Origin of the sequence: Frigoribacterium sp. VKM Ac-2859 (assembly GCF_013204925.1) — a bacterium.
Classification (GTDB): Bacteria; Actinomycetota; Actinomycetes; order Actinomycetales; family Microbacteriaceae; genus Frigoribacterium.
In genome coordinates this window covers 1165640-1186498 of the sequence record NZ_JABMLC010000001.1, presented here as the reverse complement: position 1 = coordinate 1186498, position 20859 = coordinate 1165640, and the positions used below count along the sequence as shown (strand labels likewise).

The 20859-nt window shown below is 73.8% G+C and carries 21 protein-coding genes, 1 pseudogene and 1 riboswitch; of the genes and pseudogenes, 11 read left to right on the top strand and 11 right to left on the bottom strand.

Features of this window, described 5'->3' with window-relative positions:
- The 5 genes from HQQ78_RS05490 to HQQ78_RS05470 all read right to left on the bottom strand — a co-directional run bounded on the left by HQQ78_RS05490 (position 1) and on the right by HQQ78_RS05470 (position 4817).
- Positions 1-519 (bottom strand): methylated-DNA--[protein]-cysteine S-methyltransferase, encoded by a 519-nt coding sequence (locus HQQ78_RS05490; RefSeq protein WP_056046652.1) that lies wholly within the window; start codon positions 517-519, stop codon positions 1-3.
- A gap of 274 nt (positions 520-793) precedes the next feature.
- Positions 794-1072, bottom strand: a complete 279-nt coding sequence (locus tag HQQ78_RS05485) for an acylphosphatase (protein ID WP_056046650.1) — start codon at positions 1070-1072, stop codon at positions 794-796.
- A 216-nt stretch (positions 1073-1288) separates the two neighbouring features.
- The gene (locus HQQ78_RS05480; protein ID WP_159826022.1) at positions 1289-2275 is read right to left on the bottom strand and encodes an aldo/keto reductase; all 987 of its coding nucleotides are present in this window, start codon (positions 2273-2275) and stop codon (positions 1289-1291) included.
- A gap of 189 nt (positions 2276-2464) precedes the next feature.
- Positions 2465-4483, bottom strand: coding sequence for a hypothetical protein (locus HQQ78_RS05475; protein ID WP_173151415.1), 2019 nt, complete (start codon positions 4481-4483; stop codon positions 2465-2467).
- Between the two features lie 196 nt (positions 4484-4679).
- Positions 4680-4817 (bottom strand): hypothetical protein, encoded by a 138-nt coding sequence (locus tag HQQ78_RS05470; RefSeq protein ID WP_173151413.1) that lies wholly within the window; start codon positions 4815-4817, stop codon positions 4680-4682.
- A 187-nt stretch (positions 4818-5004) separates the two neighbouring features.
- On the opposite strand from HQQ78_RS05470, the gene HQQ78_RS05465 reads away from it, so the two are divergent.
- Together HQQ78_RS05465 and HQQ78_RS05460 are read left to right on the top strand one after the other, a co-directional pair.
- Positions 5005-6363, top strand: coding sequence for an MFS transporter (locus tag HQQ78_RS05465; protein WP_173151410.1), 1359 nt, complete (start codon positions 5005-5007; stop codon positions 6361-6363).
- Entirely contained in the window at positions 6360-6956 is a 597-nt protein-coding gene (locus HQQ78_RS05460) for a thermonuclease family protein (protein WP_173151408.1), read from the top strand. The genes HQQ78_RS05465 and HQQ78_RS05460 overlap by 4 nt, the downstream gene beginning before the upstream one ends.
- Here the strand turns inward: HQQ78_RS05460 and HQQ78_RS05455 are convergent.
- The gene (locus HQQ78_RS05455; protein ID WP_173151406.1) at positions 6881-9076 is read right to left on the bottom strand and encodes an MMPL family transporter; all 2196 of its coding nucleotides are present in this window, start codon (positions 9074-9076) and stop codon (positions 6881-6883) included. The two genes, HQQ78_RS05460 and HQQ78_RS05455, sit on opposite strands and share 76 nt — an antisense overlap.
- Before the next feature lie 88 nt (positions 9077-9164).
- Here HQQ78_RS05455 and HQQ78_RS05450 point away from each other — a divergent pair, with 88 nt between their 5' ends.
- The 6 genes and pseudogenes from HQQ78_RS05450 (at position 9165) to ribH (ending at position 14312) form a co-directional block, all read left to right on the top strand.
- Complete coding sequence (locus HQQ78_RS05450; protein ID WP_123570553.1) at positions 9165-9680, top strand: MarR family winged helix-turn-helix transcriptional regulator; 516 nt, start codon at positions 9165-9167, stop codon at positions 9678-9680.
- A 97-nt stretch (positions 9681-9777) separates the two neighbouring features.
- Positions 9778-11202: an L-serine ammonia-lyase gene (locus tag HQQ78_RS05445; RefSeq protein ID WP_173151404.1), complete on the top strand. Its 1425-nt coding sequence runs from the start codon at positions 9778-9780 to the stop codon at positions 11200-11202.
- Positions 11203-11274: 72 nt separating this feature from the next.
- A complete protein-coding gene (locus tag HQQ78_RS05440) occupies positions 11275-11967 on the top strand; it encodes a pentapeptide repeat-containing protein (protein ID WP_173151402.1) in 693 nt (230 codons plus the stop codon).
- Between the two features lie 112 nt (positions 11968-12079).
- A riboswitch (FMN riboswitch) is annotated at positions 12080-12214 on the top strand.
- Positions 12215-12397: 183 nt separating this feature from the next.
- Positions 12398-13087, top strand: a complete 690-nt coding sequence (locus HQQ78_RS05435; protein WP_173151400.1) for a riboflavin synthase — start codon at positions 12398-12400, stop codon at positions 13085-13087.
- Between the two features lie 50 nt (positions 13088-13137).
- A pseudogene (ribB, locus tag HQQ78_RS05430) lies at positions 13138-13708 on the top strand (3,4-dihydroxy-2-butanone-4-phosphate synthase); the annotation flags it as partial.
- 103 nt (positions 13709-13811) lie between these two features.
- Positions 13812-14312, top strand: coding sequence for a 6,7-dimethyl-8-ribityllumazine synthase (gene ribH, locus HQQ78_RS05425; protein WP_173151398.1), 501 nt, complete (start codon positions 13812-13814; stop codon positions 14310-14312).
- Between the two features lie 102 nt (positions 14313-14414).
- Here ribH and HQQ78_RS05420 read toward each other — a convergent pair whose 3' ends face one another.
- The 3 genes from HQQ78_RS05420 to ald all read right to left on the bottom strand — a co-directional run bounded on the left by HQQ78_RS05420 (position 14415) and on the right by ald (position 17063).
- The gene (locus HQQ78_RS05420) at positions 14415-15212 is read right to left on the bottom strand and encodes a dienelactone hydrolase family protein (protein ID WP_173151396.1); all 798 of its coding nucleotides are present in this window, start codon (positions 15210-15212) and stop codon (positions 14415-14417) included.
- 44 nt (positions 15213-15256) lie between these two features.
- Entirely contained in the window at positions 15257-15820 is a 564-nt protein-coding gene (locus HQQ78_RS05415; RefSeq protein WP_056046627.1) for a TetR family transcriptional regulator, read from the bottom strand.
- A gap of 133 nt (positions 15821-15953) precedes the next feature.
- Positions 15954-17063 carry an alanine dehydrogenase gene (gene ald / locus HQQ78_RS05410; RefSeq protein WP_173151394.1) on the bottom strand — a complete coding sequence of 370 codons (1110 nt, stop codon included), beginning with the start codon at positions 17061-17063 and terminating at the stop codon, positions 15954-15956.
- 170 nt (positions 17064-17233) lie between these two features.
- Here ald and HQQ78_RS05405 point away from each other — a divergent pair, with 170 nt between their 5' ends.
- On the top strand, positions 17234-17704 hold the full coding sequence (locus HQQ78_RS05405) for an Lrp/AsnC family transcriptional regulator (RefSeq protein ID WP_056046623.1): 471 nt from the start codon (positions 17234-17236) through the stop codon (positions 17702-17704).
- Positions 17705-17741: 37 nt separating this feature from the next.
- Here HQQ78_RS05405 and HQQ78_RS05400 read toward each other — a convergent pair whose 3' ends face one another.
- Positions 17742-18185, bottom strand: a complete 444-nt coding sequence (locus tag HQQ78_RS05400; RefSeq protein WP_173151392.1) for a GNAT family N-acetyltransferase — start codon at positions 18183-18185, stop codon at positions 17742-17744.
- 52 nt (positions 18186-18237) lie between these two features.
- Positions 18238-19023: an NAD(P)-dependent oxidoreductase gene (locus HQQ78_RS05395; protein WP_173151390.1), complete on the bottom strand. Its 786-nt coding sequence runs from the start codon at positions 19021-19023 to the stop codon at positions 18238-18240.
- 277 nt (positions 19024-19300) lie between these two features.
- Here HQQ78_RS05395 and HQQ78_RS05390 point away from each other — a divergent pair, with 277 nt between their 5' ends.
- Both HQQ78_RS05390 and HQQ78_RS05385 read left to right on the top strand, forming a co-directional pair.
- Positions 19301-19750: a DoxX family protein gene (locus HQQ78_RS05390; RefSeq protein WP_192124543.1), complete on the top strand. Its 450-nt coding sequence runs from the start codon at positions 19301-19303 to the stop codon at positions 19748-19750.
- 117 nt (positions 19751-19867) lie between these two features.
- Complete coding sequence (locus HQQ78_RS05385) at positions 19868-20800, top strand: carbohydrate kinase family protein (RefSeq protein WP_173151386.1); 933 nt, start codon at positions 19868-19870, stop codon at positions 20798-20800.
- Positions 20801-20859: the final 59 nt, after the last annotated feature.

Genomic DNA, 20859 nt, shown 5'->3' with positions numbered 1-20859 from the left:
TCAGAACAGCCGACCGGAGTCGGGGCCCGACGGCTGGTCGGCCTCCAGCCCGAGCAGGAACCGTTTGCGGTCGAGCCCGCCGGCGTAGCCGACCAGGGCCCCGCCCGAGCCGACCACGCGGTGGCACGGCACGACGATGCTCAACGGGTTGAGCCCGTTGGCGGCGCCGACCGCGCGGGCGAGGCCGACGCCGCCGAGTGCGGTCGCGAGCTGCCCGTAGCTGCGGGTCTCGCCGAAGGGGATGTCGCGGAGGAGCGTCCACACCCGCACCTGGAAGTCGTTGCCTCGCGGTGCCAGCGGGAGGTCGAAGGAGCGCCGCTCGCCGCCGAAGTACTCGCCGAGCTGGCGCCCGACCTCGGCGAAGTCGCTCAGGCCGACGCCGTCCCGCGAGACCGGGCCGAAGCCGGTCGGATCGGGGAGGTGGCGGTGCTCGTCGAAGTAGAGGCCGACGAGGCCCGTCTCGCCCCCGACGACGGTCAACGGGCCGACGGGGGTGTCGACGCTGGTGTGGACGCTCACGGTGCCTCCTGGCTCTCGGCGATGGTATCCACCCCGTAGACGCGGCAGCGGCACCGGATGTGAGGTCACCGGTCGACGAGATCGGACGCGCCGGGCCGGACGGGCCGACCGGGCCGGACGGTCCGACCGAACCGGTCCGGGTGATCGGGCCGGGCCGTCGAGCAGGTACCCTTGAACGCCCGGTCCGGGCACTCCACACTGTCGGGTGTGTGCGAGCGTCCGGGCCGGGTCTCTCGTCTCCGGCCGCCGGGCCCCGTTCTGATCGTCGCTCGGGCTAGTGGCGCGTGCTGAACTCGCTCTCGCCCACGGGGGTGATCTCGCTCACCTCGACCCGGTCGACCCGGGCCCCACGGGGCCCCTCGTCCAGCCACTCGAGCAGCAGCGCCACCCGGTCGGGCCGTCCCTCGACCTCGACCTCGACGGTCCCGTCGGGCAGGTTGCGGACGAAGCCGCCGACGTCCAGTCGGTCCGCCTCGCCCTCGGTCGAAAAACGGAAACCCACGCCCTGCACCGAACCGTGCACGAGGGCCCGGCGTCTGATCACGTCGTCCATCGCTCGACCGTACCCGCGCCTCCTCGGGCTCGCCCTCGTTCCGCGCCCGGACGTCTCACCCCGCCACGAAGTGAACATCCCGCCACGAGAAAAGATGGCGGGATGTTCATTTCGTGGCGGGGTGGCGGGGTGGCGGGGTGGCGGGGTGGCGGGGTGGCGGGGTGGCCGAGCGACGGCTCACGCAGGCCGACGGTCGAGCCGACGCCGGTCGCCTCGCTACTTGTCGACCGTCGACATGTCGGCGTAGCGGGCGCCCTTCGGCGCGGCCACGTCGTCGAGCTGGTGCACCTGCTCGGCGTCGAGCACCACGTCGTCGGCCGCGACGTTCTCGTCGAGGTAGGCGCGGCGCTTCGTGCCCGGGATCGGCACGATGCCGTCACCCTTGGCGAGCAGCCAGGCGAGCGCGACCTGACCCGGTGTGGCGCCGACGGCCCGGGCGACCTCGTCGACCTGCTGCACGATGCGGACGTTGGCCTGCAGGTTGTCGCCCGAGAAGCGGGGAGCGAACCGGCGGAAGTCGTCCTCGGCGAGCTCGTCCACCGAGCGGATGGTGCCCGTGAGGAACCCCCGACCGAGCGGCGAGTAGGGCACGAAGCCGATGCCGAGCTCGCGGACGGTCGGCAGGATCTCGGCCTCGGGCTCACGGCTCCACAGCGACCACTCGGTCTGCAGGGCGGTGATCGGGTGCGTCGCGTGGGCACGGCGGATCGTCTCGGGCGCCGCCTCGGACAGCCCGAGGAACCTCACCTTGCCGGCCGTGACGAGCTCGCCCATGGCGCCCACGGTCTCCTCGATGGGCACGAGCGGGTCGACGCGGTGCTGGTAGTAGAGGTCGATGTGGTCGATGCCGAGGCGCTTCAGCGAGCCGTCGACCGACCGGCGGACGTACTCGGGGCGACCGTCGACCGTGCGTTCGGCGCGGGCCTCGGGGTCGGTCACGTTGCCGAACTTCGTCGCGACGACGGCCTGGTCGCGGCGGCCCTTGAGGGCGCGGCCGAGCAGTTGCTCGTTCGTGTGCGGGCCGTACATGTCGGCGGTGTCGAGCAGGGTGACGCCCACGTCGAGCGCGCGGTGGATGACGCGCACCGACTCGTCGTCGTCGGTGCTGTTGCCGGTGTAGAAGGCGGACATGCCCATGAGGCCGAGGCCGAGGCGGCCGACGTCGAGTCCGCCGTCGACCTGGCCGAGTGTGGTGTTCTTCATGGTCCCGAGCCAACTCCCTCGCACCCGGTGCGGGCACATGCCCGGCCCACGGGCCCACGGGCCCACGGGCCCACGGGCCCACGGGCCCACGGGGCCCACGGGCCGACGGACAGCAGGAGGCGCGGTGCCCGTCGACCGGACACCGCGCCTCCTCTGCCTCGTGGGGTCGGGCCCCGGGGGCCGCCGCGGTCAGCGGCGCCCCGCCCGGCGACGGGTGACGGCCGAGCCCGTGACGAGCGCGAGGCCGAGGGCCAGGGCGGCCGCCGCGACGCCGAGCGGCAGGCCCGGCTCGCTGCCGGTGTAGGCGAGCGGTCGGCCCGAGCCGCCGGTGCCCGTGCCGCCCGTGCCCTGGCCTCCGGCTGCCGGCACGACGGGAGCCGGCGTGACGGTCGGGTCGGGGGTCGGCTCGGGGTCGGGCACCGGGGTCACCACGGGAGGCGCGGCGAGGGTGATGGTCGGGACGGTCCCGTCGGCGGTCGGCGCCGTGAACGACCCGATGGCCTCGCCGTCGGCCACGACGTCGTAGGTCGTGCCGGGGACGAGGTCGCCGGCCCGGTAGACGCCCGCGGCGTCGGTGGTCGGGGTGGCGACGGGCTCGGGGTCGGTGGCGTCCGCCTCGATCAGCGACAGCTCGAGGTCGGCGGCGGGCGTGCCGTCGGAGTCCACGACGGTGCCCTCGACCGACACGGTCGCAGGGGCCGCGATCTGCACGGGCGGGATCGTCCCGCTCGTCGCGGGTGCGGTGATCGTGACGGCCGAGTCGACGTCCTCGTTGAGGACCACCTCGTACTGTTCGCCGGGGGTGAGGCCGTCCGCCGTGAACGAGCCGCCCGCGCCGGTCTCGACGCTCGCCACCGGCGCGGTCTCGCCGACCGGCACGATGTCGACCGTCGACCCGGTCGCGGGTGCCGATCCGTCGGGGTTCACGATGCTCGTCGTGATCTCGACGGTCGGGTCGAGCGTGATCGACGCGCCGGAGGCCGTGGTGACCGGACCGCGGGCGATGCCCGTGACCTCGTCGACCAGGTCGTACTCGGCCGCCGGGTCGAGCCCCTCGAAGGTGACCGTGCCGTCGGCTCCGGTCGTCCCCGACGCCACCGGGTCGATCTGGTCGGGCACGACGATGCTCACCGGACGGTCGGCCACGGGCGTCCCGTCGGCCTCCACGACCGTCACCGTGAGGGGCGCGGTGGCCACCGGGGGCACGGCGCCGGCGAAGGCGAAGTCGAGTCCGGGGGAGTCGTCGCCCGCGATCGTGAAGGGCACGGCAGGCAGATCCGCGGCGTCCTCCGGTGTGGTGACGTCGACCTCGTAGGGCGTGCCCGAGACGAGGCCGGGGACCGACCAGGTGCCCTCGGGGCCGACCGTCGTGGTGGTCCCGACGACCTCACCGGTCGCCGGGTCGACGACCGTCACGATCGCTCCGGGGTAGGCCGCGCCGTCGTTCGTCACCACCCCGCTCGCGGTGAAGGTCTTGGTCACGAACCACGTCTGGTAGACGGGGAACCCGGAACGCTGCTGGTACGTGAAGGTCAGCGTCGACAGCGGCACGGTCGGGCTGAACCAGGCGGCGGCGCCCTCGGTGTCGGACGCGGTGGCGTTGCCGGTCAGCACGCCCGTGGCGGCGTTCCAGGTCGGCACGTCGCGCAGTCCCGCGGCGTCGCACGACGGCGACGGACCGCCGGCCGCGGTGCGGCAGTAGTTGTACGTGCTCCCGAAGCCGAGGGCGTCGGCGGGCACGGCCACACCGTCGGCGCCGGTGGCCGACACCGTCACCTGGTCGGCGTCGACGTCACCGAGCACGAACGACCAGTCGCTCGCGGGGGTGGCGCGATCGAAGGTGTAGGTCGTGACCGAGGCGGCGGCCGCGGTCGGCGAGTCCTGGGCGGGACGGAGGTTGAGGTAGGGGCGACCGCGGCTCGAGTCGTACTCGGCGCCGACCGGCGTGCCCGTGCCCTGCCACGTGCTCGACCCGCTGGGGATCGTCGCCTGGCGCGAGGTCGACGTGAACGTCGCCTGCGGGAAGTCCCCGGGGATCGTCATCGTGCCCGTGTACGCGCGAGCCGTCCCGTCCACGGTGAAGTCGGCCCAGCCGACCGTTCCCGGTCCGGCGGCGGAGGCGCTGGTCGCGCCCCCGAGGGCCAGCGCTCCGGCCACGACGACCGTCACCCCCGTCGCCGCCCATGCCCTGATGCGCCTGTCGATCATGTCGCCGTCCCTCCGGGCCCACCCCTGATCGCGGGCCACGAGGTCGAGGTTATGTCAGGTGTGGTCGTCGTGTCACACCCGTGGAGGCCCGAGGCGTCGTCGCGGGCGTCGCCGCGTGCCGGGAACGACGAAGGGGCGCCGCCTCGCGACCGGTCACCCGGTGCGGAGGTCGGCGCCCCTTCGGGGACGTCGTGCGTCAGCGCTTCTTGGCGTTGGAGACGATGTCCTCCGAGTGGCCACCCGTCGCGCCCTTGGCCTTCTTGTCGGCGCGCTTCTCCTTCAAGGAGCGCACGGCAACCTTCGCGGTGCCTTTTTTCGCTGATTTCTCTGCCATGGTGGTGCCTCCGTCGCGGACCGAGATGATCCGGTCCGCCCGAGGCTACGGTGCCGCGGCCCCGGTGTCTGTAGCCGCGGCCATCTTCACGGCTCCTACACTGCCCAGTGGCCCGGTCCGCCTCACGCGAGGAGTCCGTGTCCGACCACCCGCCCGACCCGACGACACCCCGAGACGACAGGCCCCGATGACCCCCGTCCCCACCTCGACCCCGGTCGCCCCGACGCGCAGCGAGCGCCTCGACGAGCTGCCGTTCACCTCGAAGCACCGTCGCCTGTTGGCCGGCTCGGGCATCGGATGGGCCCTGGACGCGCTCGACGTCGGCCTGCTCTCGTTCGTCATCGCCCAACTGATGACCGTGTGGAGCGACCAGGCCGGACAACTGGCCTGGGTCGCGTCGGCCGGGTTCGCGGGCATGGCGATCGGCGCGGCCGTCGGTGGTTCGCTGGCCGACCGCCTGGGCCGCAAGACCGTCTTCGCCCTGACCCTGTTGCTCTACGGCCTCGCCACCGGCCTCTCGGCCCTGTCCTGGTCGGTCGGCGTGCTGCTCGTCCTGCGCTTCGTCGTCGGACTCGGCCTGGGCTCCGAACTGCCGGTCGCGTCGACCCTCGTCAGCGAGTTCTCACCCCGGCGCATCCGGGGCCGGGTGGTCGTCCTGCTCGAGGCGTTCTGGGCCGTCGGCTCGATCGGGGCCGCCCTCGTCGGCTACCTCGTGATCCCGACGAGCGACGACGGCTGGCGCTGGGCCCTGCTGATCGGTGCCGCTCCCGCGCTCTACGCCGTGTTCGTCCGCCTCAGGATGCCCGAGTCGGTGCGCTTCCTCGAGTCGAAGGGGCGTCACGACGAGGCCGAGCGCACCGTCCGCGGCTTCGAGCAGGCGGCCGGCGTCGCCGCCCCGACCGTGGCCGCCGAGGAGGCGCGGGTCGTCGAGAAGCCGGCCCGCGCCTCCGTCGGCCGGCTCTTCGGTGCCGGCATGGCTCGCCGCACGGTCGCGATCTGGGTGGTCTGGTTCATGACCAACTTCTCGTACTACGGCGCCTTCGTCTGGCTGCCGTCGTTGCTCGTCGCGGCCGGGTTCCCGCTCGTGCGCTCGTTCGGGTACGTGCTGATCATCACCCTGGCGCAGCTGCCGGGCTACGCGGCCTCGGCCTGGTTGATCGAGAAGTGGGGACGCCGGGGGACGCTCGCGACCTTCCTGCTCGGGTCGGCCGTCGCGGCCGTCTTCTTCGGCTTCGGGGCGGTCAGCGGCAGCGTCGCGCAGATCCTCGTCGCGGGCATGGCCCTGTCGTTCTTCAACCTCGGCGCGTGGGGGGCGCTCTACGCCGTGACGCCCGAGCTCTACCCCACCCCGCTGCGGGGCACGGGCGCGGGGTGGGCCGCGGGCGTCGGGCGCATCGCCTCGATCGCCGCGCCGCTGTCGGTGCCCCCGCTGATCGCCCTCGGGGGGCCGCCCACCCTGTTCGTCGTCTTCGGCGCGGTCTTCGTCGTGGGGGCCGTCGCCGCCACGATGCTGCCCGAGCTCCGCGGCACGCGGCTCGCCGAGTGAGCGCGCGTCGCCGTCCGTCGCGTCGTCGCCTCACGCCGCGCCGGCTGCTCGGAGTCCTCGTGGTGCTCGTGGCGGGGGCCGTCCTCGTGGCCTTCCCGCGCCTCCTCGGCGACGGGTCGGCGGGTGGCGACCCGGGAGGCGCGGGTGCGGTCCCCGTGCCCGCGAGCGTCCCGGCCGCGGCGGTCGAGGCCGTGGTCGACCGGGTCGTCGACGGGGACACCGTCGTCGTCCTGGTGGCGGGGGAGCGCGAGCGCATCCGCCTGATCGGCGTCGACACCCCCGAGACCGTGAAGCCCGACGCGCCCGTCGACTGCTTCGGACCCGAGGCGAGCGCCTTCACGACGGCCACCCTGCCCGAGGGGGCCACGGTCTGGCTCGAGGACGACGCCTCGCAGGGTGACGCCGACCGCTACGACCGGCTGCTGCGCTACGTCTGGTCGCCGGACGGCACGATGCTCAACGAGCGGCTCGTCGCCGAGGGCTACGGGCGCGAGGACACCTACGACGACGCGTACCGCTACCGCAACCGGTTCGTCGCGGCCGAGGCGTCGGCCGAGGCGTCGCGGGTCGGGCTCTGGGGCGCCTGCGGCTGAACCGACGGACGCCGGCTCGGCCACCAGAACGCGTCACCGGTGAGGAACACGAGCGCGGGCACCAGCACGGTGCGCACGACCAGGGTGTCGAGCAGCACGCCGAGGCAGACGATCACGCCGACCTGGGTCAGGGCGACGACCGGCAGCACGCCGAGGACGGCGAAGACGGCCGCCAGCAGGATGCCGGCACTCGTGATGACGGCGCCGGTCGAGGCCAGGGCCCGCACCATGCCCTCGCGGGTGCCGTGCACGAGGCCCTCCTCGCGGGCCCGGGTGGTGAGGAAGATGTTGTAGTCCACCCCGAGGGCGACGAGGAACAGGAACGCGTACAGCGTCACCGCCGTGTCGAGCGCGGGGAACCCCAGCACGTTCTGGAACAGCCAGGTCGAGGCCCCGAGGCTCGCGAAGAACGTGGCGAGCACCGAGGCGATGAGCAGGACGGGGGCCACGAGCGAGCGCAGCAACAGGGCCAGGACGGCGAACACGATCGCCAGGATGATCGGCGCGATCAGGTCGATGTCGGCCTGCGCCGCCACCTTCGTGTCGTAGGCGGTGGCGTCGCTGCCCCCGACGAGCGCGTCGGCGAGGCCGCCGCCGGCGTCGGCGTACCCGGCACGCAGACGCTCGACGGTGGCGAACGCGGCGTCGCTCTCGGGTTCGGCGGACAGCTGCAGGTCGACGCGCGTCAGTCCGCCCTCGGTCTCGCCGGTCGTGGCCGTGTCGACGCCGTCCGTGCCCGACGCGAGCGCGGTGGCCTCGTCGGCGACCGTCGAGGGGACGATCACGGTGGTGCGGCTGGTCAGCCCCGCCGAGAACGAGTCGTCGATCACCTGTTGCGCGGTGACCGAATCGGGGTCGCCGAGCAGCTGGTCGGTCTGCGAGAGGCCGACGGCGTAGCCGCTCAGGCCGAGGCAGAGGACGCCGATGCCCGCGACGGACGCCACGGCCACGACGGCCGGACGGCGTCGGACGCCGCGCCCGAGACGATCCCAGAAGCCGCGTCGCGGTGCCGCGTGGTGCGCCGCGCCTCCTGCGGTGGCGTCGGCCGTCCGGGCCGCGTCGGCCCCGTCGGGCACGCTGTCGCGCCCGGACGAGGAGGCGCGGGGCACGAAGGGCCAGAACAGCCCGCGACCGCAGACCACCAGGGCCGCCGGCAGGGCGACGAGGGCGAACACGATCGCGACGCCGACGCCGATCGCACAGGCGAGACCGAGGGCCCGGTTGCCCGTGAGTGACGCGAGGAGCAGCGTGAGGAGGCTCAGGGCGACCGTGCCGCCGCTGGCCGCGATGGCGGGCCCGGCGCTCGTCACGGCCGTGCGCATCGCGCGATGGCGGTCGGGCTCGAGCAGCAGTTCTTCGCGGTAACGCGCGACGAGTAGCAGGGCGTAGTTGGTGCCCGCGCCGAAGACGAGCACCGAGAGGATGCCCGAGATCGAGGCGTCGAGCGGGATGCCCAGGAATTCGGCGACGGCGGCCGCGACCCGGCCGGCCAGGGCGTCCGCGGCACCGACGACGGCCAGCGGCACGATCCACAGCACGGGGCTGCGGTAGGTGACGATCAGCAGCACGGCCACGACGACCACCGTGACCAGCAGGAGCCGGAAGTCGGCCCCGGCGAAGGCGTTCGCGATGTCGTCCTGGAACCCGATCGGCCCGGTGAGCAGGGCGTCCAGCCCGGCGGTCAGGTCGGCCGAGGCGGCGTCCCGCAGGCTCGTCGCCGTGCCCGCGACGTCGGCGTCGACCGTCGTGGCGTCGAGCGGGACGGCCACGATCGCCGCGGTGCCGTCGTCGCTGATCTGCGGCCGGACGGCCTGCGGGGTCGTGGCGAGCTCGGCGAGGGCGGCCGCCCGCTCGTCGACGGCGGTCAGGTCGGCGGCGTCGAGCCGGTCGCCGTCGTGGCTGAAGACCAGGATGCCCACCGTCGTCTCGGCACTCGGGAAGGTCGTGAGCAACTCGGCCACCTGGGCCGACTGGCTCGTGTCGGGGACGCCCGACGGCGGGGCCGCGTCGCCCTCGCTCTGCGGCAGGACCGTGAAGAGCAGGGCGACGGCGACGGCCGTCGCGGCGAGCACCGCCCAGGCGGTGCGGTGGCCGCTGACGATGCGGGCGAGGGTGCGCATGGTGATCCTTCAGTCGCTGAATGTCTTAGGAGCTAAGAGTATTGCAGATCACAGGAGCATCGACCAGACTCGTCACGCAGGAGGTTCCATGCCCACCCCGAGAGACCCGGGCCCCACGGCCCCGTCGACCCGTCCGTCGCGCTCGCCGCAGGCCGACGAGATCGTCACCCACATGCAACGGCTGACCACCGAGTCCCAGAAGGTCGCCCAGGCCTTCGCCTCGCGACACGGTCTCGGCCACATCGACCTCGAGGCGCTGCTGCACGTCATGCAGGCCGAGCGTGACGGCGACCCCGTCACCGCCGGCGGTCTCGGCGAGCTCCTGGGCGTCACGTCGGGGGCGGCGACCGGAGTCATCGACCGGCTCGAGAAGGTCGGGCACGTGCACCGCAGCCGCGACGACGCCGATCGGCGCCGGGTGCTCGTCCGCTACTCGGATCGCGCCCGCGAGGTCGCGGGCGCGTTCTTCGGGCCGCTCGGCGTGATGAGCGACCGGGTCATGGCCGAGTTCGACGAGGCCGAGCTCGAGACCGTCCGACGGTTCCTCGAGGGCATGTCGGGCGCGATGGCGGAGCGGGCCCGCGAGGTGGGGCGACCCGCCTGAGGCGAGCCGCGCCTCCTCGGGGTGGCGAACGGCCCCGACCTCCTGGGCGTCGGCGGGAGCGGGTAACGTCGTGGTGACCCCGGAAGGCAGGTTCTCCGTGACCGACCACGTCTCGGCCCTCGATCTCTTCTCGATCGGCATCGGCCCCTCGAGCTCGCACACCGTCGGCCCCATGAGGGCCGCCCGCGAGTTCCTGCTCGGTCTCGACGTCGACGGCCGGCTGACCGACGTCGTGCGGGTCGAGGCCGTGCTCTACGGCTCGCTCGCCGCCACCGGCCTCGGCCACGGCACGCCGTCGGCCGTCCTCGCCGGCCTCGCGGGCATGCAACCCGAGACCTGTGACCCCGAGGTCGTCTCGGGCATGCAGCAGGCGGTCGAGCAGGGCGGCGGCCTGCGGCTGCTCGGCCGGCACCAGATCGCCTTCGCCCCCAACGACCTGCGCATGGCGCCGCTGACGCGCATGCCCCGGCACCCCAACGCGATGAGCGTCGAGGCCTTCGACGCTCACGGCGAGAGCCTCGCCCGCGAAGTTTACTTCTCGGTCGGCGGGGGCTTCGTCGTGCGCGACGGCGACGACGAGCAGGCCGTGCCCACCGCCGAGGCGCCGTTCGCCTTCACCGACGCGGACGACCTGCTGCGCCTCTGCGACTCCGAAGGCGCGTCGATCGCCGACCTCGCCTGGCGCAACGAGGTCGCCCTGCACGGCGAGGCCGACGCCGCGGCGGGGCTCGACTCGCGCTGGGCGGCCATGCGGGCCTGCGTCGACGCGGGTCTCGAGGCCACGGGCGTCCTGCCCGGCTGGATGAAGGTGCCCCGGCGCGCCCGGCAGTTCGCGACCATGCTCCGCCAGCAGGACGAGCGGGCGACCGCCTTCGCCCTCGGCGGCTCGGCGATCGACCGGGGCCGCGCCTCCTCGCTGTTGGCCTCCGACCTGCCGGCCCAGTGGCTGCAGGCCTACGCGATGGCCGTCAACGAAGAGAACGCGGGCGGCGGGCGCGTCGTCACCGCCCCGACCAACGGCGCGGCCGGCATCATCCCGGCGGTCGCCTACTACGCCATGAGGTTCCACGGCGCGACCGATCACGAGCTGTCCCGCACCTTCCTGCTGACGGCGGCGGCGATCGGGTCGCTCTACAAGCGCAACGCGTCGATCTCGGGGGCCGAGGCCGGCTGTCAGGGCGAGGTCGGCTCGGCCGCGTCGATGGCCGCCGGCGCGCTGACCGCCCTGCTCGGCGGGACGCCCCGCCAGGTCGAGAACGCGGCCGAGATCGCCATGGAGCACCACCTCGGCCTCACCTGCGACCCCGTGGGCGGCTTCGTGCAGGTGCCCTGCATCGAGCGCAACGCCATCGCGGCGGGCACGGCGGTCGCCGCCACCCGCATGGCCCTGCTCGGCGACGGCAGCCACGTCGTCAGCCTCGACACCGTCATCGAGACGATGCGCCAGACCGGCCGCGACATGAAGGACAGCTACAAGGAGACCAGCCGCGCCGGGCTCGCGGTCAACGTCATCGAGTGCTGAGAACGTCCGCGTCGGACGCCCGCCCGGACGTTCCTCGGGGTCGTGTCGCACCCCCGCCGCTAGCCTCGTCGCATGACCCCGTCGCGCCGCCCCACGCCGTCCCGCCCCGCGACCCCGGGGGGCACCGACGCTCCGCGGCTCGACCCCGTCGAGCCCCGGGGGCTCGTCGATCTCGGCACCGACCTGCTGGGTCCGCGCGACAGCCGTGAGCTCGAACGGTACGTCGACGCCGACCTGACCGGTCGCGACCTCGAGGGGTCCGAGTTCACCGAGTGCGTCTTCGAGTCGCCGCGGCTCGGATCGGCCCGACTGCGGGGCGCCCGCCTGGTCGAGTCGGTGCTGGCCGACTCGTTCGCCCCCGAGTTCGCCGCCTCGCGCAGCACCTGGCGTGACGTCCGCGTCGAGCGGCCCCGGTGGGGGTCGGCAGAGCTGTTCGACGCCGAACTGCGGTCGGTGCACCTGGTCGGCGGCAAGGTCGACTTCCTCAACCTGCGCGGGGCGCGCCTCACCGACGTCGTGATCGAGGGCTGCACGATCGGCGAACTCGACCTCGGGGGTGTGCAGGCCCTGCGGGTCGCGCTGGTCGACTGCCGCATCGGCACGCTCGACGTGACCCGCGCCTCCTTGTCGCACACCGATCTGCGCACCAGCGACTTCTCCCGCATCGACGGTTTCGAAGGGCTTCGTGGCGCGACCATCGACGACCTGCAGCTGGCGACCTTCGCCCCGACGATGGCGGCTCACCTCGGGCTCGTCGTCGGCTGAGCCCGGGCTCGTCGACGGCTGAGCCCGGGCCGCCCGTGCGACGCCCGGCTACGCCCTGGCCGAACACGTCGGGGCCGCACGAGGCGGCGGTGCTATCGTCGCCGACAGAGCAACGCGCTCCGGGGTCAGTGAAAATCTGAGCCGGCGGTCACAGTCCGCGACCCGCGTCGTCCCCGAGAGGTGGCGGCCGGTTGAACCGGTGGAACCCCGGTACCGACGGTCATAGTCCGGATGAGAGGTGGCGCGGGCCCGGTCGTCCGTCAGCGGACCCCCGGGCCGATGCCGACCCTCGCGTCGCGCACCCCCGGAGAGCCCTCGGCACACAGCCAGGCAGACCGGAGGACGACATGACGACGCAGGCGACCACGCCCCGCGGGCCCGATGCACGCACGCACCGACCCACCGACCCGACGGGCCCGGTGGTGCGCTGATGTTCACCGGCCTCGTCGAAGAACTCGGACGCGTCGAGCGCGTCGCCGACCAGGGGGACAGCGTCCGCCTGACGGTCCACGGCCCGGCCGTGCTGACCGACGCCGCGCACGGTGACTCCATCTCGGTCAGCGGCGTCTGCCTGACGGTGGTCGAGCAGCAGGGTGACACCTTCACGGCCGACGTCATGCGGCAGACCCTGGCCATGAGCACCGTGGGGACGTTCGGCCCCGGGACGCGCGTCAACCTCGAACGAGCCGCCCGCGTCGGCGACCGCCTGGGCGGGCACATCGTCCAGGGCCACGTCGACGGCACGGCCACGGTCGTCGAGATCGAAGAGGGCGAGGCCTGGCGTCGGGTCCGGTTCGACCTCGCCGAGGACCTCGCGCCCCTGCTCGTCGACAAGGGGTCGGTGACGCTCGACGGCGTCAGCCTCACGGTGAGCGCGATCAGCGAACCCGGCGAGCTGCCGGGCTGGTTCGAGGTCAGCCTCATCCCCGAGACGCTCGCCGTGACGACCCTGGGCGGCAAGGCCGTCGGCGACCGCGTCAACGTCGAGACCGACGTGCTCGCCCGCCACGTGCGCCGCATGCTGCGACTGGACGCGCTCGACGCCGGCGGCCCGCGCGGTGCGGCCGCCCCGGCCGACGCGGCGGACCCGCGGGACGCCGCCGTGACGGGGCGCCCGTGACCGTGTCGACGCCCCGGGAGGAGGGGCGGGTCGACTCGCGCCTCGCCCCGATCGAGCTCGCCCTCGAGCACCTGCGCCGTGGTCGCCCGGTCGTGGTGGTCGACGACGAGTCCCGCGAGAACGAGGGCGACGTCGTCCTGTCGGCCGAGTTGGCCTCGGCCGAGTGGATCGCCTGGACGGTCCGGGTGTCCTCCGGCTTCGTCTGCGCGCCGATGACGAACGAGATCGCCGACCGACTCGACCTGCCGCCGATGGTCGCCCACAACGAGGACGCCCGGGGCACGGCCTACACGGTCAGCGTCGACGCGGCGGCCGGCGTGACGACGGGCATCAGCGCCTCCGATCGGGCGACGACCCTCCGCACGCTCGCGTCGCCGACCAGCGTGCGCGACGACCTGCACCGTCCCGGGCACGTCCTGCCGCTGCGCGCCCGTGACGGCGGAGTGCGTGAGCGCGACGGCCACACCGAGGCCTCGGTCGACCTGATGAAGGCCGCGGGGCTGCGACCCGTGGCCGTCATCAGCGAGATCGTGGGCGACGACGGCGAGATGATGCGCCTGCGGGCACTGCTCGACTTCGGGGCCCGCGAGGGCGTGCCGGTCGTGACGATCGCCGCTCTCGTCTCCTGGCTGGGCGACCGCGACCTCGACGCACCATCCCCTGCGTCCGACTCCCGGGCCACCGACACCACGACCACCACCCGCACGACCGAAGGAGACCGCGCATGAGCGGAGAAGGCGCCCCCACCGAACTCGACGTCGACGGCACGGGAATCCGTGTCACGATCGTCGCCGGCACCTGGCACGAGACCATCACCGACGGCCTGCTGGCCGGCGCGCTGTCGACGGTCGAGCGCCTCGGCGCCACGGCCACGGTCGTGCGCGTGCCCGGCAGCTTCGAACTGCCCGTCGTCGCGAAGGCCGCGCTCGAGGCCGGGGCCGACGCGGTCGTGGCCCTCGGTGTCATCATCCGCGGCGGCACGCCGCACTTCGAGTACGTGTCCGACGCCGCGACCTCGGGCCTGGTGCGGGTGACGCTCGACACGGGCAAGCCCGTCGGGTTCGGCGTGCTCACCCTCGACGACGAGCAGCAGGGCCTCGACCGGGCAGGCCTCCCCGGCTCGAAGGAGGACAAGGGTGCCGAGGCCGCCCACGCCGCCGTCGCGACGGCCGTCCAGTTGCGCGACCTGGCCCGGGCCGGCACGGCCCGCGTGGCCGGCTTCTGACGACGGAGGCGGTGCCGGGGCGACGAGCGTCCCGGCACCGCGCCTCCTGACGGTCTGGCGTCCTGCCCGTCGCGCCCGTCGGGACCCTCGGGCCCCTCGGGCCTAGGCGAAGACCTCGGACAGGAACGTCTCGAGCTGCTGCCACGAGCGACGATCCGCGCGGGCGTCGTACTGGGCCCCGTGATCGGGTGCGTCCGTCCCGGGGACGGCGAAGGCGTGCATGACGCCGCTGTAGCTCAGCACCTGCCAGTCGGGTGCCTCGGCGGCGCGCATCTCGTCCTCGAAGCCGACCACGGCCTCGTCGGGCACCACCGGGTCGGCGGCACCCGTCATCACGAGCAGCGGGGCCGTCACGGCACCCTTCTCGGCGGGCCTCCCCGTCCCGAGCCCTCCGTGGAACGACACGACGCCGGCGACGTCGGCACCCGCGCGGGCCAGCTCGAGGGCACCCGAGCCGCCGAAGCAGTAGCCCATCACCGCGATCCGCGACGGGTCGACGCCCGGCTCGGCGCGCAGGCGCTCGAGGTTCGCGAGCAGGCGCGACCGGAACAGCGCGACGTCACCGTAGTACTTGCCCGCCTCGCCGGCGGCCTCCTCGGGCGACGGGCGGACCCCCTGCCCGTAGACGTCGCCGGCCAGCGCCACGTAGCCGAGCCGCGCGAGCATCTGCGCGCGCACCTTGACGTGGTCGACGACGCCGAACCAGTCGTGCAGCACGAGCACGCCGGGCACGAGCCCGGACGAGGAGGCGCCGGCCGGCGTCGCGAGGAACCCCTCGAGATCGACGTCGGTCGCCGCGTAGACCTCGTCCGACGTCGTGACGCCGCCCGGGTCGGGCACGCTGTCGAGGACGCGCTGAAGGTCGGGGGAGAGGGCGGGAGTGGGTTCGGTCGTGGTCACACGGGGACGCTACTCCCGGCGGGTCGGACGGTGCCGGGGGCGGTTCAGCCGGGGTCGACGATGCGGGCGACGGCCTGGCGGACGACGTCGCACCGACGCTGCTGCGGGCCGGTGTGCAGGTTGGTGGCCTCGGGCGTGACGAACCAGGCCAGCACGACGCCGAAGACCATGGTCAGCAACTCGTCGGCGTCCCAGCCGGACGAGATGTCACCCGCGTCCTGGGCCGCACGCACCGAGTCACGGCGCGCCTCGAGCTGACCGTGGTCGAGCACGCCGGGGCTCGGCAACGCGACGCCCTCGATCTGGCCCCAGAGCAGGAGGCGCGCGTCGTCGGGGTTCGAGGCCAGGTGGTCGTAGAGCGCGCTGGCCCAGCCCGGCAGGTCGTGGGCGTCGAAGGGGACGACCGCGACCCAGCGGCCGATGCTCTCGCCGAGGGCGGCGTCGAACAGGTCGCGCTTGGTCGAGAAGTGGGCGTAGAGCCGTTCTTTGCTCGCCTCGGCGTCGCGCGCGATCGTGTCGACGCGGGCTCCGGCGAGGCCGCGGGCCGCGAACTCGGTCCGCGCCGCCTCGAGCAGCCGCTCCCGCGGAGGGGTGGGTCGTCGTGCCATGCCCAGAGCATAGGGGCTGCACCTCTCCGGACCACCTGGTTCGGAGAGAGGTCTTCGCTTACCGGCCGGACCGGTTCGCCCCGCGTCCGGGAGGGCGCCGTCGCGGAGGTGGACCGTCGCGTCGCCGGACGGGTCAGAGCGCGCGGGCGTCCACCAGGTCGACGCCGGCCGCCGCCGCGACGCCCGCGTTGGTGATCTGCCCCGCGACCGCGTTGACGCCGCGGGCCAACGACGCATCCGCCGCGATGGCGTCACGCCACCCCCGGTCGGCGAGGGCGAGTGCATAGGGCATGGTCGCGTTCGTCAGGGCCCGGGTCGAGGTCTGGGGGACCGCGCCGGGCATGTTGGCGACGCAGTAGTAGACGCTGTCGTGGACGGCGAAGGTCGGGTCGTCGTGCGTGGTCGCGCGCGAGCCCTCGAAGCAGCCGCCCTGGTCGATGGCGATGTCGACGAGCACCGATCCGGGACGCATCGACGCCACCATCTCGTCGGTGACGAGCTTGGGGGCCTGTGCGCCGGGGATCAGAACCGAACCGATCACCAGGTCGGCGGCCGCGACCTGGGCGCCGATCTCGTAGGCCGTCGAGGCGCGGGTCTGCACCCTGCCGCCGAACTGCACCTCGAGGGCGCGGAGGCGCGGAAGCGACACGTCGATGACGGTCACGTCGGCGCCGAGGCCGAGGGCGTTCGCCGCGGCGTGTTCACCGGCGACGCCGCCGCCGATCACCACCACCTTCGCCTTCGGGGTGCCGGGGACGCCGCCGAGCAGCACGCCCGTGCCCCCGATCGGCTTCATGAGGTGGTAGGCGCCGACCATCGTGGAGAGGCGGCCGGCGACCTCGCTCATGGGCGAGAGCAGCGGCAGGCTGCGATCGTCCCGCTGGACCGTCTCGTAGGCGATCGCGGTCGTGCCGGACGCGAGGACGGCCTCGGTGCACTCGGGTGAGGCCGCGAGGTGCAGATAGGTGAAGAGGGTCTGGTCCGCCCGCATGAGCGGGTACTCGGCCGCGATCGGCTCCTTGACCTTCATCAGCAGATCGGCCTCGCCCCAGACGTCGGCCGCGTCGTCCACCACCGTCGCACCCGCGGCGACGAACTCGGCGTCGGTGAACCCCGACCCCCGTCCGGCGCCGGCCTGCACGATCATGTCGTGTCCACGGCGGGAGAACTCGTGGACTCCGGCCGGTGTCGCGGCGACGCGGTTCTCGTTGTTCTTGATCTCGGTGGGGATGCCGACGCGCATGGTTCGTCCTCTCGGGGAGTGGCCTCGACGACGGGCGGCCGGTGCACGCCTCTGTTCGCCGAACTGAGGTCAGTGTGCTGTTTCGTGCCGATGCGTGCCAAGCTCTCCGCACGAGATTCTGTGCAGGCCCTGCCTGGCCGCACGATCGACGGTGAGGGACGGGACGAGGCATGGCTGCGACGAAGGACGTTCGGCTCGACGAGATCGACCGGCAGCTCGTGCGCCTGCTGCTCGCGAACAGTCGGACCCCCAACGCCACGTTGGCCGCGCAGGTCGGGATCGCTCCGTCGACCTGTCTCGCGCGCCTCCGGTCCCTCGTCGAGCGCGGCGTCGTCGCCGGCTTCGGAGCCGACGTCGACCTGTCCGCGCTCGGACTCGACCTGCAGGCGCTGATCAGCGTGACGATCCTCGCGTCGGCCCGGCAGCGGATCGCCGCGTTCTCGGCCGAGATCCGGGCCCTGCCGCAGGTGGTGCAGCTGTTCTTCCTGGGCGGGTCCGAGGACTTCATCATCCACCTGGCCGTCCGCGACACGAACGACGTCCGCGAGTTCGTCCTCGACCACCTCTCGGCGCACCCGGCCGTCGCCTCGACCCGGACCAGCCTGGTCTTCGAGCACCACCACCCCGGCCCGACCGTCTGATCGACCAGCCGGTGCCGTGCCGAGCCAGGGGCCGGCGTCAGCGCGTGGCGGCGAGCGTCATCGGCAGGTGGGGGATGCCGTCCTCGAGGAACTCGTCACCGTCGACCACGAAGCCGAACCGGGCGTACCAGCCCGAGAGGTGGGCCTGGGCGTCGAGCCGGACCAGTCGACCGTCGCACTCGTCGACGGCCGACCGCATGAGGTCGGCGGCGAGCCCGCGACCGCGAGCCGACGACGCCGTCGCCACCCGGCCGATGCGACGGTCGTCGCCGTCGTGCAGCACCCGGAGCGTTGCCAGGATCCGGGCGTCGTCGTCGGTGGACCAGAGGAGGCGCGCGGTCGGCTCGAGGTCGCGCCCGTCGAGCTCGGGGTAGGGGCACTCCTGTTCGACGACGAAGACGTCGACCCGGAGGCGGAGGATCTCGTAGAGGACGACGGGGTCGATCTCGGCGACGGACGACGAGTGCTGGGTGGGGGTCACACGGCCACGCTATCGGCCTCGCGCGCGTGACCGGATGCCGCCTTCGGGCGGGTCACCGGGTCTCGCCCAACGGCATGGTCGTGAAGTCCCCGCCGACGGGTGCGTCGGGGGGCAGGACCTGACCGGCGAAGCGGTCGGCGAACGCCTCGGCGTCGTCCTCGGGGTGGTAGCCGATGGCCTCGCCCGCCGCGAGCGACACGACGCGACGGGTGTTGTGACTGACGCCCCAGACGACGTGGTGCCCGGCCGGTGCGGTCGTCAGGGTGGCCAGGATCAGCCGGGTCGCGTCGGCCGGGGACAGCCAGGTGCCGAGGCTGCGGACGTCGTGCGGCTCGACCTCGGCCGTCATGATGCGCGCCGACACGACGGTCGAGCCGAAGCGGTCGGCGTACAGGCTGCCGACCGCCTCGAGCAGCACCTTGCTGACGCCGTAGAAGGTGTCGGGCCGGGGGGCCGGCACGTCGTGGTCGGCGGCGCTCGAGCCCGGTTCGAACCCGACGGCGTGCACCGAGCTGGCCGCGAGCAGCCGGGTCACGCCGGCCCGACGGGCGGCCTCGTGCGCCACGTAGGCGCTCTCGACGTTGAGGTCGCGGATCTCGTGCCACGTGCGTTCGCTGGCGTGCGACGCGAGGTGGACGACCAGGTCGGCCCCGGCGAACGCCACGGTGAGGGAGTCGAGATCGGTCACGCCGACGTGCTCGAAGGTCTCTCGTCGTCGGAGGTCGCCGGGTGGCGTGACCACGTCGAGCAGCCGCAGGTCGTGGCCGGCCTCGAGCAGAAGAGGGCGGACCCAGGTCGCGATGCGGCCCGAGCCTCCCGTGATCGCGATGGTCGCCATGTGTGCCGCCTCTCGTCGGGGGCTCGTCGGCCCGCCCGTGGTCCTGCCCCGATCCTGCCCCGGACCACCGACAGCGCTCGCGGGGCACGCCACGCGTCCGCCGAAGCGCCCTCGCGACGCGTCCCCGCGTCCCCCGGATGCCCCACCCGAGCCTGACAAGGCTCTGGCGAAGGCCTGGCAGGGATCTCCACGACCCCGGTCGGTGACGCGTCACCTCCTACCGTGGCGGGGGGCCCGACGACGTGCCACGACCCCGTCCCCGACCGAAAGGCACCTCGTGTCGTCAGCTCTCTCGTCCCTCGGCCTCCTCCTCGTCCGCGTCGTCCTCGGGGTCGTGTTCGTCGCCCATGGCTGGCAGAAGCTCGCCGTCGACGGCCTCGCCGCGACGCAGGGCGCCTTCGGGGGCATGGGCATCCCGCTCGCCGAGGTCGCCGCCCCGGTCGCGGCCGTCACCGAGCTCGCCGGTGGCGTCGCCCTCGTGGTCGGCGTCGCCACCCGTGTCGCCGCCGCGCTCCTGGCGGTGACGGCGGTCGTCGCCCTGGTCGCCGTCCACCTGCCGAACGGCTTCTACTCGACGACGGGTGGGTTCGAGTACGTCCTCGTCCTGGCGGTCGTCTCCGTCGCGGTCGTGCTCACGGGGCCGGGCCGCTTCGCGCTCGACGCCCTGGTCGTCCGGGGCCGGCGCGCCCGTCGCGAGGCCCCGGCCCCGCTGCCCGCCACCGTCTGAGTCGGGGCCGAGCGGGTCGGGCGCGAGGCCGGGACGGGTGAACGTGACGCACCCGCGAGGGTGATTTGCGCCTCCTCGTCCCGTCCCGGCCCCCGATCCGTGGTCGGCTGGATGCCGATGATCCCCGCCAGCGACCGCTTCCGCCGCTCCGGCGGCCGACCCCGCACCGGGTCGCCCGTCCTCGTCTTCGGGGACGTGCTCGACGACATCATCGTCACTCCCCGGGCGGAGGACGGCACCGGGACCGAGACGGCCGCCACCATCCGGCACCGGGCCGGGGGTTCGGCGGCGAACACGGCGGCGTGGCTCGGGTCGCTGGGGGTCGAGGTCTCGTTCGTCGGTCGGGTCGGCACGGCCGACCTGCAACGCCACGCGCAACTGCTCGCCAACGCGGGGGTCGTGGCCCGTCTGTCCTACGACGCCCACGACCCGACGGGCACGGTCGTCATCACCGTCGACGGCTCGTCGCGCATCATGTTCACCGATCGGGGGGCCGGTGCCTCGCTGAGCCCCGACGACGTCCCCGACGACCTGGTCGCCAGGGCCGGTCTCGTGCACTTCACGGGCTACACCGTCGCCCAGTCCCGCAGCCCGGTCGCCCTCCGACGCCTCGTGGGACGGGCCCGGGAGGCGGGGGCGCTCGTCTCGGTCGCCCCGGGCAGCGCCTCGATCGTCCGCCGCTTCGGGGCGTCGGCGTTCCTCGCGGCCGTCCACGGAGCCGACCTGTTCTTCCCGTCGGACGAGACCGCTCGCGAGCTCACCGGGCTGGACGACCCCGTCGCGTCGGCGACGGCGCTCGCCGAGCAGGTCGGCGCTGTCGCGATCGTCGCCGACGACGGGGGTGCCGTCGTGGTCTCGCGGGGGCAGCAACCGGTCGTGGTCGACGGGGTCGTCTCGCGCTGGGTCGACTCGGTGGGTCTCGTGGACGCGTTCTCGGCCGGATTCATCGCCGCGTGGGCGACGACGGGCAGCCTGGGGGTCGCGGGTCGGAGTGGGGCCCGTGCCGCCGCCCGGGCCGCCGGGGTCGCCGGAGGACGGCCGCCCGCCTGACGGCGTCGGGCTCGCCTGACGACGCCTGGCCCGCGTGACGACGCCTGGCCCGCCTGACG